This window comes from Streptomyces sp. NPDC048182, from assembly GCF_043202555.1.
GTDB lineage: Bacteria > Actinomycetota > Actinomycetes > Streptomycetales > Streptomycetaceae > Streptomyces.
In genome coordinates, this window is record NZ_JBIDAQ010000009.1 from 76,370 (window position 1) to 90,916 (window position 14,547).

General features: G+C 72.8%; 14 protein-coding genes and 1 riboswitch. Of the genes, 2 read left to right on the forward strand and 12 right to left on the reverse strand.

The features are described from left to right. Positions 1-7: 7 nt before the first annotated feature. Positions 8-1,090 (reverse strand): thiamine ABC transporter substrate binding subunit, encoded by a 1,083-nt coding sequence (locus ACGFZL_RS19040; RefSeq protein WP_393693065.1) that lies wholly within the window; start codon positions 1,088-1,090, stop codon positions 8-10. Between the two features lie 75 nt (positions 1,091-1,165). Beyond that, positions 1,166-1,273: riboswitch (TPP riboswitch) on the reverse strand. Positions 1,274-1,306: 33 nt separating this feature from the next. Next, positions 1,307-2,413, reverse strand: coding sequence for a 23S rRNA (adenine(2503)-C(2))-methyltransferase RlmN (gene rlmN / locus ACGFZL_RS19045; RefSeq protein WP_393693067.1), 1,107 nt, complete (start codon positions 2,411-2,413; stop codon positions 1,307-1,309). Between the two features lie 125 nt (positions 2,414-2,538). On the opposite strand from rlmN, the gene ACGFZL_RS19050 reads away from it, so the two are divergent. Beyond that, positions 2,539-3,738, forward strand: a complete 1,200-nt coding sequence (locus ACGFZL_RS19050; RefSeq protein ID WP_393693069.1) for a cytochrome P450 — start codon at positions 2,539-2,541, stop codon at positions 3,736-3,738. Positions 3,739-3,828: 90 nt separating this feature from the next. Here the strand turns inward: ACGFZL_RS19050 and ACGFZL_RS19055 are convergent, their stop codons facing one another. The 5 genes from ACGFZL_RS19055 to rpsB all read right to left on the reverse strand — a co-directional run bounded on the left by ACGFZL_RS19055 (position 3,829) and on the right by rpsB (position 8,431). Next, positions 3,829-4,941: a phosphatidate cytidylyltransferase gene (locus tag ACGFZL_RS19055; protein ID WP_355175209.1), complete on the reverse strand. Its 1,113-nt coding sequence runs from the start codon at positions 4,939-4,941 to the stop codon at positions 3,829-3,831. Then, a complete protein-coding gene (gene frr, locus ACGFZL_RS19060; RefSeq protein WP_145867003.1) occupies positions 4,941-5,498 on the reverse strand; it encodes a ribosome recycling factor in 558 nt (185 codons plus the stop codon). Before frr ends, ACGFZL_RS19055 begins: the two co-directional genes overlap by 1 nt. A gap of 139 nt (positions 5,499-5,637) precedes the next feature. Further along, the gene (gene pyrH, locus ACGFZL_RS19065) at positions 5,638-6,396 is read right to left on the reverse strand and encodes a UMP kinase (protein WP_393693337.1); all 759 of its coding nucleotides are present in this window, start codon (positions 6,394-6,396) and stop codon (positions 5,638-5,640) included. A gap of 155 nt (positions 6,397-6,551) precedes the next feature. After that, positions 6,552-7,388, reverse strand: a complete 837-nt coding sequence (gene tsf, locus ACGFZL_RS19070) for a translation elongation factor Ts (protein WP_355175211.1) — start codon at positions 7,386-7,388, stop codon at positions 6,552-6,554. 92 nt (positions 7,389-7,480) lie between these two features. Continuing rightward, positions 7,481-8,431: a 30S ribosomal protein S2 gene (gene rpsB, locus ACGFZL_RS19075; protein ID WP_393693072.1), complete on the reverse strand. Its 951-nt coding sequence runs from the start codon at positions 8,429-8,431 to the stop codon at positions 7,481-7,483. A 326-nt stretch (positions 8,432-8,757) separates the two neighbouring features. Between rpsB and ACGFZL_RS19080 the strand changes: the two genes are divergently transcribed. Beyond that, positions 8,758-9,294, forward strand: a complete 537-nt coding sequence (locus ACGFZL_RS19080; RefSeq protein ID WP_393693339.1) for a peptidoglycan DD-metalloendopeptidase family protein — start codon at positions 8,758-8,760, stop codon at positions 9,292-9,294. Between the two features lie 22 nt (positions 9,295-9,316). On the opposite strand, the gene ACGFZL_RS19085 is transcribed toward ACGFZL_RS19080, so the two are convergent. The 5 genes from ACGFZL_RS19085 to ACGFZL_RS19105 all read right to left on the reverse strand — a co-directional run bounded on the left by ACGFZL_RS19085 (position 9,317) and on the right by ACGFZL_RS19105 (position 14,525). Further along, the gene (locus ACGFZL_RS19085) at positions 9,317-9,874 is read right to left on the reverse strand and encodes a helix-turn-helix domain-containing protein (RefSeq protein ID WP_355175355.1); all 558 of its coding nucleotides are present in this window, start codon (positions 9,872-9,874) and stop codon (positions 9,317-9,319) included. A gap of 54 nt (positions 9,875-9,928) precedes the next feature. After that, positions 9,929-10,771 (reverse strand): RNA polymerase sigma factor WhiG, encoded by an 843-nt coding sequence (gene whiG, locus ACGFZL_RS19090; RefSeq protein ID WP_393693074.1) that lies wholly within the window; start codon positions 10,769-10,771, stop codon positions 9,929-9,931. Positions 10,772-11,056: 285 nt separating this feature from the next. Next, on the reverse strand, positions 11,057-12,199 hold the full coding sequence (gene dprA, locus ACGFZL_RS19095) for a DNA-processing protein DprA (RefSeq protein ID WP_393693076.1): 1,143 nt from the start codon (positions 12,197-12,199) through the stop codon (positions 11,057-11,059). Positions 12,200-12,537: 338 nt separating this feature from the next. After that, positions 12,538-14,163, reverse strand: a complete 1,626-nt coding sequence (locus ACGFZL_RS19100) for a YifB family Mg chelatase-like AAA ATPase (protein ID WP_393693078.1) — start codon at positions 14,161-14,163, stop codon at positions 12,538-12,540. Further along, positions 14,163-14,525 carry a YraN family protein gene (locus ACGFZL_RS19105; RefSeq protein WP_393693081.1) on the reverse strand — a complete coding sequence of 121 codons (363 nt, stop codon included), beginning with the start codon at positions 14,523-14,525 and terminating at the stop codon, positions 14,163-14,165. The genes ACGFZL_RS19100 and ACGFZL_RS19105 overlap by 1 nt, the downstream gene beginning before the upstream one ends. Positions 14,526-14,547: the final 22 nt, after the last annotated feature.

The following is a 14,547-nucleotide window of genomic DNA, read 5'->3' on the forward strand; positions in this document are numbered from 1 at the left end:
CGTCCGGCTACTTCAGTACGAGCGAGGTCCACGTCTTGACCCAGTCGTCGCGGTGGCCGGCGATCCGGTCCGGCGTCATGGTCTGCGGGTCCTTGGCCTGCGGCCCGAACTTCGCGAACGCCGCGGGCACCTCGGCGCCCTCGCGGACCGGGTAGACGAACATGTTCAGCGGCATGTCCTCCTGGAACTGCTTGCCGACCAGGAAGTCCAGCAGCGCCTTGCCGCCCTCGCTGTTCTTGGCGTTGCTGAGCAGGCCCGCGTACTCGACCTGGCGGAAGCAGGTGCCGGCGGCGACGCCGGTGGGCGCGGTGGTGGGCTGCGGGTCGGCGTAGATCACCTCGGCGGGCGGCGAGGAGGCATAGGAGACGACCAGGGGCCGGTCGCCGCCGGCCTTCTTGCCGCCGGAGGAGCCCGAGAACTCCTCGTTGTACGCCTGCTCCCAGCTGTCGACGACCTTCACGCCGTTGCCCTTGAGCTTCTTCCAATAGTCCGACCAGCCCTGGTCGCCGTACTTCGCGGCGGAGCCGAGCAGGAAGCCGAGACCGGGCGAGGAGGTGCCGGCGTTCTCGGTGACCAGCAGGTTCTTGTACGCCGGCTCGGCGAGGTCGTCGAAGGAGGCGGGCGGGGTCAGCTTGTGCTCGCTGAAGTACGCCTTGTCGTAGTTGACGCAGATGTCGCCGGTGTCGATCGGGGTGACCCGGTGCTTGTCCTGGTCGGCACGGTAGGCGGGGGCGATCCGGTCGGCGTCCTTGGGCTGGTACGACTGGAACAGCCCGTTGCCGAGGGCCCGGGAGAGCAGGGTGTTGTCGACGCCGAAGAAGACGTCGCCCTGGGGGTTGTCCTTGGTCAGGATCGCCTTGTTGACGGCCTGGCCGGCGTCGCCGTCCTCCAGCACCCGGACCTTGTAGCCGCTGCTCTTCTCGAAGGCGGCGAGGACGCCCTTGGAGACGGCCCACGAGTCGTGGCTGACCAGGGTGACGGTCTTGGAGCCGCCGTCGGACGCGTCGCCGGAGGACGACCCGCAGCCGGCGAGGGCACCGGCCATGCCGAGGCCGAGGCCCAGAGCGGTGGCCTTCTTGATGATGCTCACTGATTCCTCCTGGGTGACCAGGAGAAGACGCGGCCCCGCCCGGGACCCCTGGGGGACCCGGGCAGGGCGCAACAGCTCGAGTGGTGACCGATCTCCCTACCCAGAATGACCTGGGCCAGGTTCGGAGGGTCTGCGGGCCGGTTGCCGCACTCTCAGCGCTGTGGCGCTCCCCTGTCGGAATATGAAGATGTGATGTGGCTGGATACAGCGGTCAGACTACCTCTCGCCGGCGGCGAGCTGCCCGCACGCCCCGTCGATCTCCTGACCACGGGTGTCCCGGACCGTCACCGGCACCCCGTGCGCGGCGATGGCCGCCACGAACGCCTTCTCGTCCTCGGGCCGCGAGGCGGTCCACTTCGAGCCGGGCGTCGGGTTGAGCGGGATCAGGTTGACGTGCACCGGCTTGCCCTTGAGCAGCCGCCCGAGCCGGTCACCGCGCCACGCCTGGTCGTTGATGTCCCGGATCAGCGCGTACTCGATGGACAGCCGCCGCCCCGACTTCGCGGCGTACTCCCACCCGGCGTCCAGCACCTCGCGGACCTTCCACCGGGTGTTGACCGGTACGAGGGTGTCGCGCAGCTCGTCGTCGGGGGCGTGCAGCGAGATGGCCAGCCGGCACTTGAACCCTTCGTCGGCGAACCGGTGGATGGCGGGCACGAGCCCGACCGTCGAGACGGTGATCCCGCGCTGCGAGAGCCCCAGCCCGTCCGGCTCGGGATCGGTGAGCCGCCGAATGGACCCGACCACCCGGTTGTAGTTGGCGAGCGGCTCGCCCATCCCCATGAACACGATGTTGCTGAGCCGCGCGGGCCCGCCGGGCACCTCGCCGTCCCGCAGCGCCCGCATGCCGTCCACGATCTGGTGCACGATCTCGGCGGTGGACAGGTTCCGGTCGAGACCGGCCTGCCCGGTCGCGCAGAACGGGCAGTTCATCCCGCACCCGGCCTGGGAGCTGATGCACATGGTCACCCGGTCCGGGTAGCGCATCAGCACCGACTCGACCAGCGTCCCGTCGAACAGCTTCCACAGCGTCTTGCGGGTGGTCCCCTGGTCGGTCGACAGATGCCGCACGACGCTCATCAGGTCGGGAAGCAACGCCTCCCGCAGCCCCGCCCGCGCCCCGGCGGGGATGTCGGTCCACTGCTCGGGGTCGTGCGCGTACCGCGCGAAGTAGTGCGTGGACAGCTGCTTCGCCCGAAACGGCTTCTCACCGATGGCGGCAACGGCCTCCTTGCGCTCAGCAGGCGTGAGGTCGGCAAGGTGCCGCGGCGGCTTCTTGGCTCCGCGGGGGGCGACGAATGTGAGTTCTCCGGGCTTAGGCATGGCTGTACCAGTGTCGCAGATCCACGGGACACCCCTCGGCGAGGTGGAACCCATCCGTTTGCCGGGGTGCGGCAGGAGGTGTGTGCTGAGGGAGGGGCGTGGACCGAGGACGGGTGGTGAGGGCCGTGGGCGGGTCCGCTCTCTTCGACGAGGCGATGCTGGAGGATCCCTACGCCCGCTACGCGCGGCTGCGCGAGAGCGACCCCGTATGCTTCGACGAGCGGGTCGGCGCGTGGATCGTCACCCGGTACGCCGATGTCGAGCGGGTGCTGCGCGATCCGTCGTTCTCGTCGGTGATCGGCGCCGACGCCTCCTCGGGGGCGGGTGACGCGCTGCGGCACCTGTACGCGTTCGTCCACTCCAGCCTGGTCTTCTCCGACCCGCCCGACCACACCCGGCTGCGTGCGCTGGTGAGCCGGGCCTTCACGCCGGCGCGGGTGGAGGGGCTGCGGCCGTGGGTCGGGGAGACCGTGGACCGGCTGGTCGACGCGGTGGAGCCCCAGGGCCGGATGGACTTCGTCGCCGACCTCGCCGCGCCGCTGCCGCTGAGCGTCCTCGCCGGGGTGCTGGGCATGACGGCCGACCCCGGGGAGCAGCGCCGGCTCAAGGCGGCCTGCGACGACTTCCTGCTGCCCTTCGGGCGTGATCCGGCCACTCTGACGGCCGAGGAGGAGGCGCGGGCCGCCCGGGCGGGCGAGGTGCTGGCCGGGACCGTGCGGGAGGCGCTCGCGGAGGCAGCCGACCGGCCCGGCAGCCTGCTGGCCGTCCTGTCCGGGGCGTCCGAGGACGGGGACCGGCTCAGCCGCGAGGAGCTCTTCGCGACCGTGGTGCTCTTTCTCATCGCCGGCCATGAGAACCTCACCAGCCTGCTCTCCAACGGCCTGGTGGCCCTGCTCGGCCGTCCCGACCAGGTGCGGGCGCTGCGGGCGGACGTCGGGCTCTGGCCGGTGGCGGTGCGGGAGCTGCTGCGGCTGGTGGCGCCGAACCAGTTCGTGCGCCGGGTGGCCGGCGCCGACGTCCGGCTCGGTGACGCGGAGGTGCGGCGGGGCGACGCCGTCCTGCTGGTGCTGGCCGCGGCCTGCCGGGACCCCGAGGTGTATCCCGATCCGGACCGCTTCGACCTCACCCGGCCGCGGCAGTGGCCGATCGCCCTCGGACGCGGCATCCACTACTGCGTCGGCGGTCCGCTGGCGCAGCTGGAGGCGGAGACCGTCTTCGCACGGCTCTTCGCCCGACTGCCGGGGCTGCGTCTGGCGGAGGACCACATCGAGTACGTCCCGAACTTCAACGTCCGGCTCGTCAAGCGGCTCCCGGTCACCTGGTGAGCAGGCGGCGCGCGACGGGCCGGCGCCATGGCGGGAGCGCAGCGGGCCCCCGTCCGCAGGGGAACGGGGGCCCGACACGAGGCGCGGAGGTCAGCCCTGGCCGACGAACAGGACCAGGAGCAGCCACACCACCGGCGCCGTCGGCAGCAGGGAGTCCAGGCGGTCCATGATGCCGCCGTGGCCCGGGAGGAGGGTGCCCATGTCCTTGATGCCCAGGTCGCGCTTGATCATCGACTCGCCGAGGTCGCCCAGCGTGGCGCTGGCCGCGACCGCGAGGCCGAGGAGGAGACCCTGCCACCAGGCGCCGCCGTCGATGAGGAAGTGCGTGCACAGGGCACCCGCCACCATCGCGAAGGCGACCGCGCCGAGCAGGCCCTCGCGGGTCTTGCCGGGGCTGATGCGCGGAGCGAGCTTGTGCTTGCCGAAGCGCCAGCCGACCGCGTAGGCGCCGGTGTCGCTGACGACCGTGAGGATGAGGAAGGTCAGCACCCGCCAGGGGCCGTCGTCGGCCATCAGCATCATCGCGACGAAGGTGGCCAGGAACGGCACGTAGAACGCGGCGAACACGCCCGCCGTGACGTCCTTGAGATAGCCCTCGGGGGGTTGCGTCATCCGCCAGACCAGCACCGCGAGCGCGGTCAGCGCCATGGCGATCCAGGCGCCCTCGGCGCCCCGCAGGTAGCCGGCGACCACCATCGCCGCGCCGCCGACGGCGAGCGGGACCAGGGGCGCGCGGATGCCCTTGCGCTCCGCCAGGCGGCTGGTCAGCTCCCACAGGCCGACCACGACGGCGACCGCGACGACGCCGACGAAGACGGCCTTGACGACGAACAGCGACGCGATGATCACCACGCCGAGCCCGACCCCGACCCCTATCGCGGCACCCAGATCGCGCCCCGCGGTCTTCTTGGGTGGCGGGGCGGCGGCGGGCATGGGCTCCGGATTCTGCGGCACCGCCGCGTACGGCTGCGCCGCCGGGGTCTCGTCGCGGAACAGGGGACCGCTCAGCCGAGCGGTCCCCGGGTCGTCATCCTGGTCTCCGCCGTGTTCGGGTACGTCGGGCACGATGGGCATGGGGCGAGTCTGCTGCGCGTACTGCGCATCGTACGCGGGACCCGCCGGGGCAACCCCCTGGACAGGTCCCTGGTCGGACGGCCCCCAGTACCCGGCTTGTGGCGGCGCTCCCCAGGAAGAGTCGTTCATCAGACCTCGAGCAGCTCCGCTTCCTTGTGCTTGAGGAGTTCGTCCACCTGGGCGACGTACTTCGCCGTGGTGTCGTCCAGCTCCTTCTCGGCGCGGCGGCCCTCGTCCTCGCCGACCTCGCCGTCCTTGATCAGCTTGTCGATCGCGTCCTTGGCCTTGCGGCGCACGGAGCGGATGGACACCTTGGCGTCCTCGCCCTTGCCCTTGGCGACCTTGATGTAGTCGCGCCGGCGCTCCTCGGTCAGCTCGGGGAACACCACCCGGATGATGTTGCCGTCGTTGCTGGGGTTGACGCCCAGGTCGGAGTCGCGGATGGCCTGCTCGATGTTGCGCAGGGCGCTCTTGTCGAAGGGCGTCACCACGGCCATGCGGGGCTCGGGCACGGAGAACGAGGCCAGCTGGTTGATCGGCGTCGGCGCGCCGTAGTAGTCCGCCACGATCTTGTTGAACATCGCGGGGTGGGCCCGGCCGGTGCGGATCGCGGCGAAGTCCTCCTTGGCGACCACGACGGCCTTCTCCATCTTCTCCTCGGCCTCGAGGAGGGTCTCTTCGATCACCACTTGCTCCTGCGTGTCTTGAAGTAGGCCCGGCCACGGTGCCCTGGTGGGGCGGGGGCCGGCTGCGTCGCGTTCTTCCTGCACGGTTCCCGACCGCCAGGACATTGTCCATCCCCCGGACGGGGAGCGGGAGACGAGGTCAGTCCCGGCTGCCCTGGTCGCCCACGAGCGTGCCGATCTTCTCACCCTTGACGGCGCGGGCGATGTTGCCCTCCTTCAGCAGCTCGAAGACCACGATCGGGAGGCTGTTGTCGCGGCAGAGCGTGACGGCCGTGGCGTCGGCGACCTTCAGGTCCCGGGTGATGACCTCGCCGTAGCCGAGCGCGTCGAACTTCACCGCGTCCGGGTTGGTCTTCGGGTCGGAGTCGTACACCCCGTCGACGCCGTTCTTGCCCATCAGGAGCGCCTCGGCGTCGATCTCCAGGGCGCGCTGGGCGGCGGTGGTGTCGGTGGAGAAGTACGGCATGCCCATGCCGGCGCCGAAGATGACCACGCGGCCCTTCTCCAGGTGCCGGACGGCGCGCAGCGGGATGTACGGCTCGGCGACCTGGCCCATGGTGATGGCGGTCTGCACGCGGCAGTCGACGCCCTCCTTCTCCAGGAAGTCCTGGAGGGCCAGGCAGTTCATCACGGTGCCGAGCATGCCCATGTAGTCGGAGCGGGCGCGGTCCATGCCGCGCACCTGGAGCTCGGCGCCGCGGAAGAAGTTGCCGCCGCCGATGACGACGGCGATCTCGGCGCCGTCGCGGACGACGGCCGCGATCTCGCGGGCGATGGCGTGCACCACGTCGGGGTCGACGCCCAGGCCCCCGCCGCCGGAGAAGGCCTCTCCGGACAGCTTCAGCATGAAGCGGCCGCGTACTTTGCCGTCGTCGCCCTTCTCGGGCTTGGTGGACATGGAGGTCATGGGGATCTCGCCTCTTTTGCGTGGGTCACACATACGAAGAAGGCCATTGCCGTGGGGAACGTGTTCACATCCCGTACGCGGCAATGGCCTCCTCGTCAGATCTGCTGTCGACCCTACCGGGGTCGGGCGTCCGTTGCGGGACGGACTCAGATGCCGACCTTGATGCGCGCGAAGCGCTTCAGGCTGACACCGGCCTCCTCCAGCACCTTCTGGACGGACTTCTTGTTGTCCAGGGCGTAGGGCTGGCCGAGCAGGGTGGCGTCCTTGAAGAAGCCGTTGAGGCGACCCTCGACGATCTTCGGCAGGGCGGCCTCGGGCTTGCCCTCGGCGCGGGTGGTCTCCTCGGCGACGCGGCGCTCGGACTCGACGACCTCGGCCGGGACGTCCTCCTTGGCGAGGTACTTCGGCGCGAAGGCGGCGATGTGCTGGGCGATGCCCTTGGCGACCTCGGCGTTCGGCTTGTCCAGCTCGACCAGGACACCGATCTGCGGGGGCAGGTCGGGCATGGTGCGGTGCATGTACGCCGTCACGTAGCCGTCGGAGTACTGCGCGAAGCGGTCCAGGACGATCTTCTCGCCCAGGTTGGCGTTGGCCTCGTCCACGAACGCCTGGACGGTCTTGCCGGGCTCGATCTCGGAGGCGAGCAGCGCCTCGATGTCGGCCGGGGCGACCTTGGCGACGTGCTCGGCGATGGCGCGGGCCACGGCCTGGAACTTCTCGCCCTTGGCGACGAAGTCCGTCTCGCACTTCAGCTCGACCAGGACGCCGGAGGTGTTGTCGTCGGCGATGATCGAGACGACCGCGCCGTTCTCCGCGGAGCGGCCCTCGCGCTTGGCGACGCCCTTCTGGCCCTTGATCCGCAGCTCTTCGACGGCCTTCTCGACGTTGCCGTCGGCCTCGTCCAGCGCCTTCTTGCAGTCCATCATGCCGGCGCCGGTGAGCTCGCGGAGCTTCTTGACGTCGGCGGCGGTGTAGTTCGCCATGAGTCAGTAAGTCTTTCTCGAAGGGTTCGAAGGTGTGGACGGCGGGAGCGGAGCACCGTGGCCCGCTCCCGCCGTCGACGCTGACGGGAGGGTCAGGCCTGCTCGGCCTCGGCGGCGGGGGCCTCGGCGGCCGGGGCCTCCGCGGTCTCCGCAGCGGGGGTCTCCGCAGCGGGGGTCTCCGCAGCAGGGGTCTCCTCGGCCTTCGCCTCGGTGGCCTCGGCCTCGGCGGCGGCCGGGGCGGCCTCCTCGGCGGGCTTCTCGTCGGCCTTCTTGTCGCCCTCGAGCAGGTCGCGCTCCCACTCGGCGAGCGGCTCGCCGGCGGCCTTCTCGCCCTTGTCACCGGCGTTGACGCCGGAGCGGGACATGAGGCCCTCGGCGACGGCGTCGGCGATCACGCGGGTGAGCAGGGTGACGGAGCGGATCGCGTCGTCGTTGCCCGGGATCTTGTAGTCGACCTCGTCGGGGTCGCAGTTGGTGTCGAGGATCGCGACGACCGGGATGTTGAGCTTCCGGGCCTCGCCGACCGCGATGTGCTCCTTCTTGGTGTCCACGATCCAGACGGCGCTGGGCACCTTGGACATCTCGCGGATACCGCCGAGGGTCTTCTCCAGCTTGGCCTTCTCGCGGGAGAGGACCAGCAGCTCCTTCTTGGTGAGGCCGGAGGCGGCCACGTCCTCGAAGTCGATCTGCTCGAGCTCCTTCAGGCGCTGCAGGCGCTTGTAGACGGTCGAGAAGTTGGTGAGCATGCCGCCCAGCCAGCGCTGGTTGACGTAGGGCATGCCGACGCGGGTGGCCTGCTCGGCGATGGCCTCCTGCGCCTGCTTCTTCGTGCCGACGAACATGACCGTGCCGCCGTGGGCGACGGTCTCCTTGACGAACTCGTAGGCGCGGTCGATGTACGACAGCGACTGGAGCAGGTCGATGATGTAGATGCCGTTGCGCTCGGTGAAGATGAAGCGCTTCATCTTCGGGTTCCAGCGACGGGTCTGGTGACCGAAGTGGACGCCGCTCTCCAGCAGCTCCCGCATCGTGACGACGGCCATGGCCGTTCTCCTTGGGTTTCTCGGTTGTGCCGCGGGTACCGGACGGTTCCCGCGCCTGACGCCCGCGGTGCGCCTGCCCATGAGGACCGAGGGGCGCTGATACCGGGGCACCGACTCTCGTCGGCCCTGATACCGGGGCGTGCGAAGTCGACCCGGTGACCCGGATCGCCACCAGAAGTGTACGGGACCCGGGGAGCGCCGGGTGACGCGGTTGTCCACAACCGGAACCCCGTCCACAGGGCCCGCGGGGCGGGGGCGGGGTGCGGGAGGGTGCGGGCATGTGGACGAGGCGATGCGGGTGGGTTGCGCGGGGCGCGTTGACGTGGATGATCGCGGTGGCGCTGCTGGCGGTCGCGCCCGTCACCGGTGGGGCGGCGGGTGTCTCGGAGGTACGGGACGCGGACCCGTCCGTGCCGGCCCTGGGGCGGGCCTGGCCGGTCGGCCACCGGCCCGTGGTGCTACGGGGCTTCGATCCGCCGGTGAATCCGTACGGGCCCGGCCATCGCGGGGTGGACCTGGCGGCGGCGCCCGGTGCGGCGGTGCGGGCCGTGGCGGCGGGGCGGGTGGTGTTCGCGGGGCAGGTGGGCGGGCGGGGGGTGGTCTCGGTGCGGCTGGCGGGCACCGGGCTGCGCACGACGTACGAGCCGGTGGACGCCGAGGTGGGCGAGGGCGACGAGGTGAGCGCCGGTGCCGCCGTCGGTACGGTCTCGGGCGCCGGGCGTTCCCACTGCGCGGTCACCTGCCTGCACTGGGGGCTGCTCCGGGACGACGTCTACCTCGACCCGCTGGCCCTGCTGCCGCCCTGGCTCCTCGACCACGGGCCGTCGCGCCTGCTGCCGGTCCTCGGTGTGCCCCTGCCCTGACCGGTCGGCCCGGTCGGCCCGGTCAACCCCGGACGCCGCGCAGGGCCATGGAGACGGCCGCCTCGGTGATCGCCGCGGGCACCTCCGCCGCGCCCAGTTCGATGCGCCGCACCGCCGCGTCCACGACGCCCTGGAGCAGCATCGCCGCCAGCCGGGGCTGCTCGTGGCCCAGGTCGCGCAGGGCCTCCACGATCATGGCGATGAGGCCGCCGTGCGCCGCGCGGATCTTCTCCCGCGCCCCGGCGTCCAGTTCGCTGGCGGAGATGGCCACCACGGCCCGGTGCCGCCGGTCGCCGACCAGGTCGAGCTGGGCGCGTACATACGCCTCGACCTTGGCCTCCGGCGTGGGCACGCGCTCCATCGCCGCCTCGACCTCCGCCGCCCAGACGGGGAAGTCGACGGCGCACAGCTCCTCGACGACCGCGGCCCGGGACCGGAAGTACTCGTAGACCGAGGAGCGGGCGAGGCCCGTCCGCTCGGCGAGGGCGGGGAAGGTCAGCGCCTCCGTACCGCCCTCGGACAGCAGGGAGCGTGCCGCGTCCAGCAGGGCGGCACGCTGCATCGACCGGTGCTCGGCCACGGAGGCCGCTCGAATCCTTGGCACGCCACCACTGTACGGCCGCGCCCACCGCGCTCAACGGCCGAACGCGGCCAGCTTCGCGCGCAGCTGGAGCACCGACTTGGTGTGGATCTGGCTGACCCGGCTCTCGGTCACGCCAAGCACGTTGCCGATCTCGGCGAGGGTCAGCCCCTCGTAGTAGTAGAGCGTCACGACCGTCTTCTCCCGCTCGGGCAGCGTGTTGATCGCCCGCGCCAGGAACCGCCGCAGCTCCCGGTCCTCGGCCACCTCCACCGGGTTGTCGGCGGCGGTGTCCTCCAGCGTGTCCATCAGGCTGAGCCGGTCCCCGCCCTCGCCGCCGGCGTGCAGCAGCTCCTCCAGAGCCACCACGTTGGCCAGGGAGAGCTGGCTGAAGACGGCGTGCAGGTCCTCCACGGCGATCCCCAGCTCGTGGGCGACCTCCCCCTCGGTCGGCGTGCGCCGCAGCCGCGCCTCCAGGGTGGCGTAGGCGCGCTCGACGTTGCGCGCCTTCTGCCGGACCGAGCGCGGGATCCAGTCCAGGGCGCGCAGTTCGTCGATCATCGCGCCCCGGATGCGGGTGATCGCGTAGGTCTCGAACTTGATCTCCCGCTCCACGTCGAACTTCTCGATCGCGTCGATCAGTCCGAACACCCCCGAGGAGACGAAGTCCGCCTGCTCGACGTTGGGCGGCAGCCCCACGCTCACCCGGCCGGCCACGTACTTCACGAGGGGCGAGTAGTGGAGGATCAGCTGCTCCCGCAGCCGCTCGTCCCCGGTCGCCTTGTACGACCGCCACAGCTCGTCGAGCGTCGAGGGGGCGGGCGGTCGCACGCTGCCGCCGTCGCGAGCGGCTGGGGGGATCGCCGCCCGGTCGGACCCGGAGGTGTGCTGGGGCATTCGTCGCCTAGTGCCGTTCTGCCGTGAGGTGGTGCGCCTGGGTGCGCCTTTGGAGGGCCGCCGGTCTGCTGTCCGGATGTTGCCTGTCCGGGTGGGGGTTCTCGTGAGCGTAGCGTGACTGGATGGTCGCGATGCGCGAAGGAGGGGCCGCGGGGGTACGCAGATACGTTCCGCTGAACGCCCTACAGAGGGGATGATGATCGCTCTGGGTGATCACCCGACTGCCTCAACTGCGGGAAATCCCAAGGGCGTAGAGGTTTCCCTCAGACGGCCGAACACGGTGGGTCAGGACGGATTCCGGCCACCGCGCACCGAGATCATCGTCTGGCGTGTCAACTTCCAGCCGTCGCCGTGTCGTTCGACGTAACCGAGTGCTCGAAGCTCGTACAGCCTCGCGACCGCGTCGTCCTCGGAGGTCTGCGCCCGGCGGGCGATCTCGGCGACGCTCGCGCTGGTCCGGGCCGGGAGGCCGGCCAGGACGTGCCGGGTGCGGGGCTCCAGGAGGTCGGTGGGCAGGACCGGACCGCGCCGGTCGGGCGGCAGCTCCCCCATGGCGCCGGTCAGCTCGGCGACCTCGGCGGCGTCCGTGACGAGCGTCGCACCGGCCCGCAGCAGCTCGTGCACCCCGGCGGAGAGCGCGCTGGTGGCAGGACCGGGCACGCCCATGGTGTGCCGGCCCAGGCGTTGCGCCGCCCGCGCGGTGACCAGGGAGCCGCTGCGGTGGGCGGCCTCGACGACCACGGTGCCCCGGGTGAGCGCGGCGATGACCCGGTTGCGCAGCACGAATCTGCTCGGCGTCGGGTGGTCGCCCGGCGGCAGCTCCCCGACGACCAGCCCCTGCTGGGCGATGCGGGCGATCAGCCCGGCGTGCCCGGGCGGGTAGGGCCGGTCGACGCCGCAGGCCAGCACGGCGGCGGTCGCCCCGCCCGCGCCGAGGGCGCCCCGGTGGGCGGCGCCGTCGACGCCGTAGGCTCCGCCGGAGACCACTACCCAGCCGCGTTCGGCGAGGCCGGCGGCGAGCGTGGCCGCCATGTGGGCGCCGTACTCGGTGCAGGCGCGGGCGCCGACGACGGCGACCGAGCGCAGCGCCCACATCCGCAGGCTGGGCCGGCCGCGCACCCACAGCCCGAGCGGCCGGGCGTCGCCGAGGTCGTCCAGCTGGCGGGGCCACTCCGCAGTCCCCGGCACCACGAACCGCACCTCCGCCGCACGGGCCACCGCGAGGTCCGCGCGCGGGTCGGCCCGCGCGGCCCGGGCGCAGAGCCCGGCCCAGCGCCGCCCGCTGACCCCGGGCAGGGCCCGCCCGCCCCGGCGCAGCCACCGCGCCACCTCCGCGGCCCCCCGCTCCCGCACCCACCGCCCGCCGACCTCGTCCCCGGGCTCGAGCACCCGGGTGAGGAAGACCCGGTGCAGCACCTCGTCACCCACCTCCCCACCGTCGCCCGAGCCCTCACCCTCGGTGGCCGACGCCTCGGGGCCCGGGGCCTGGCCCCGGCCGCCGGCGGCGCCGCCCGCACCGTCGGCGCCCGCTCGCCCCGCACCGGCCTCCGCCTCCGCCTCCGGTGCGCCCGCCTCGACGACACGGGCGCGGGGGCCCGGCTCGCGCGGGCCGCCGTCTTCGCCGGGCTCCCGATCACCCGGCCCGCCACCCGAGCACCCGGGCGGGCCCCCGCCCGGCGCCGGCTGCCGGTCAGGCGGCTCCCGGTCAGGCGGCTGCCGGTCAGGGTCCCGGGCCAGATCCTCGGGCCACCGCCCCTCCCCCGCCCTCATGTCAACGCCCCCAGCGCCATCGGCACCCCCCGCGGCACCCCCGTGCGCAGTTGCAGGGCGAGGGCGACGTCCGTGGCGTCGGGGCGGTGGTGGGCCACGAGGTCGGCGATGGTCCAGGCGACGCGCAGGACGCGGTCCAGGCCGCGGGCGGTGAGGACGCCCCGCTCCAGGCTGCGCTCGGCCTCCTCCAGGGCGCCGGGGGCCGCGTGCCAGCGACCGCGCAGCTCGCGGCCCGGCACCTCCCCGTTGGAGCGCCAGGGTGTGCCGGCGAGGCGGGCGGCGGCCCGCTCCCTGGCGGCCCGCACCCGGTCGGCGACCGTCGCGGTGGAGTCGCCCCGGCTGCCGTGGCCGGCCAGCTCGCCGCGCGTGACGCGGTCCACCTCGACCCGCAGGTCCACCCGGTCCAGGAGCGGCCCGGAGAGCCGGGCCTGGTAGCGGCGGATCGCGGAGGGCGGGCATTCGCAGAGGTCGTCCGTGCGGGAGTACCGGCCGCAGGGGCACGGGTTGGCGGCGAGGACCATCAGGAACCGTGCCGGGAAGCGCACCACCCCCGCGCTGCGGGCGATCACCACGTGCCCGGCCTCCAGCGGCTGGCGCAGGGCGTCCAGCGCCTGGCTGCCGAACTCGGGGGTCTCGTCCAGGAACAGCACACCCCGGTGGGCCAGCGAGACGGCGCCGGGCCGGGCGATGCCGGGGCCGCCGCCGACGAGGGCCTGCATGGTGGCGGAGTGGTGCGGCGCGCAGTAGGGAGCCGTGTCGATCAGCGGCTTGCCCGGCGGCAGCAGGCCCGCCACCGAGTGCACGGCGGTGACCTCCAGGGAGTCGGCCCGGTCCAGGCGGGGCAGGACGGCCGGCAGCCGCTCGGCCAGCATCGTCTTGCCGGCGCCCGGCGGACCCTCCAGGAACAGGTGGTGTCCCCCGGCCGCGGCGACCTCGACCGCCGTGCGCGCCGACAGCTGCCCCACCACGTCGGCCAGGTCGTGCCCGCTCTCGTACTGGGCCGCGCCCACGCTGTGCATCCCGGTGGCCGCCCCCGTGCCCGGCATGCGCAGCCCGGCCAGGAGCGGGTCGGGGCGGCCCTGCTGGTCGGGCTCCTCCTCGGGCACCGGCTCGTCGGCGAGGACGGCGATCAGCTGGCGCAGGCTGCGCACGCCGAGCACCGACACCCCGGGCACCAGGGACGCCTCGGCGGCGGCGCACTCCGGCACCACCACCTGCTCGTACCCCGCCTCCGCCGCGGCCAGGACCGCCGGCAGGATGCCCCGCACCGGGCGCACCCGCCCGTCCAGGCCCAGCTCCCCGATCATCACGATGTCGGCCAGCGCCCGGGGGTCGATCCGCTCGGCGGCGCCGAGCACGCTGGCCGCGACGGCCAGATCGAAGCCGCTGCCGCTCTTGGGCACCGAGGCCGGGCTGAGGCCCACCGTCAGCTTCTTCTGCGGCCAGTCGGCGCCGGAGTTGACCACCGCCGCCCGCACCCGGTCCCGGCTCTCGGTCAGGCTCTTGTCGGGCAGCCCCACCAGCGTGAACGCGGCCACGCCCGGCTCCAGGTCGGCCTGGACCTCGACCACCACGCCCTCGACGCCGACCAGCGCCACGGAGCACGTACGCGCGAATCCCATCACGCCACCCCCTTGGCGTGCTCGACCACCGGGGCGCCGCGCTGCGGCAGCAGCACGCCGATCAGGTCGATCCGGACGCCGCCGGGCGGGGCCCCGCCATGGGTCTGGATCCAGCGCTCGGCCAGCCCGCGCAGCCGCTCCGCCTTCTCCGGCGTCACCGCGGCCATCGGATGCTCGAACGACCCGCCCCTGCGGGTCTTGACCTCGCAGACGACGATCACGTCCCCCTCGCGGGCGACGATGTCGATCTCCCCGGTCCGGCCGCAGCGCCAGTTGCGCTCCAGCACCATCAGACCCGACTCCACCAGCCGGCGGGCGGCCAGCGTCTCGCCGTACCGGCCCATCGCACCTCGTGCGTTCATCTCGGCACCACCTCCGGCGCCA

What these genes read in the sequence shown, in the direction of transcription:
- ACGFZL_RS19055 (WP_355175209.1), bottom strand. Translation starts at nt 4,941, where the DNA reads ATGAACGACTCTTCCTGGGGAGCGCCGCCACAAGCCGGGTACTGGGGG.
- rpsB (WP_393693072.1), bottom strand. Translation starts at nt 8,431, where the DNA reads ATGGCCGTCGTCACGATGCGGGAGCTGCTGGAGAGCGGCGTCCACTTC.
- ACGFZL_RS19100 (WP_393693078.1), bottom strand. Translation starts at nt 14,163, where the DNA reads ATGGGATTCGCGCGTACGTGCTCCGTGGCGCTGGTCGGCGTCGAGGGC.
- ACGFZL_RS19080 (WP_393693339.1), top strand. Translation starts at nt 8,758, where the DNA reads ATGATCGCGGTGGCGCTGCTGGCGGTCGCGCCCGTCACCGGTGGGGCG.
- tsf (WP_355175211.1), bottom strand. Translation starts at nt 7,388, where the DNA reads ATGGCGAACTACACCGCCGCCGACGTCAAGAAGCTCCGCGAGCTCACC.
- whiG (WP_393693074.1), bottom strand. Translation starts at nt 10,771, where the DNA reads ATGCCCCAGCACACCTCCGGGTCCGACCGGGCGGCGATCCCCCCAGCC.
- ACGFZL_RS19105 (WP_393693081.1), bottom strand. Translation starts at nt 14,525, where the DNA reads ATGAACGCACGAGGTGCGATGGGCCGGTACGGCGAGACGCTGGCCGCC.
- pyrH (WP_393693337.1), bottom strand. Translation starts at nt 6,396, where the DNA reads ATGTCCACCAAGCCCGAGAAGGGCGACGACGGCAAAGTACGCGGCCGC.
- rlmN (WP_393693067.1), bottom strand. Translation starts at nt 2,413, where the DNA reads ATGCCTAAGCCCGGAGAACTCACATTCGTCGCCCCCCGCGGAGCCAAG.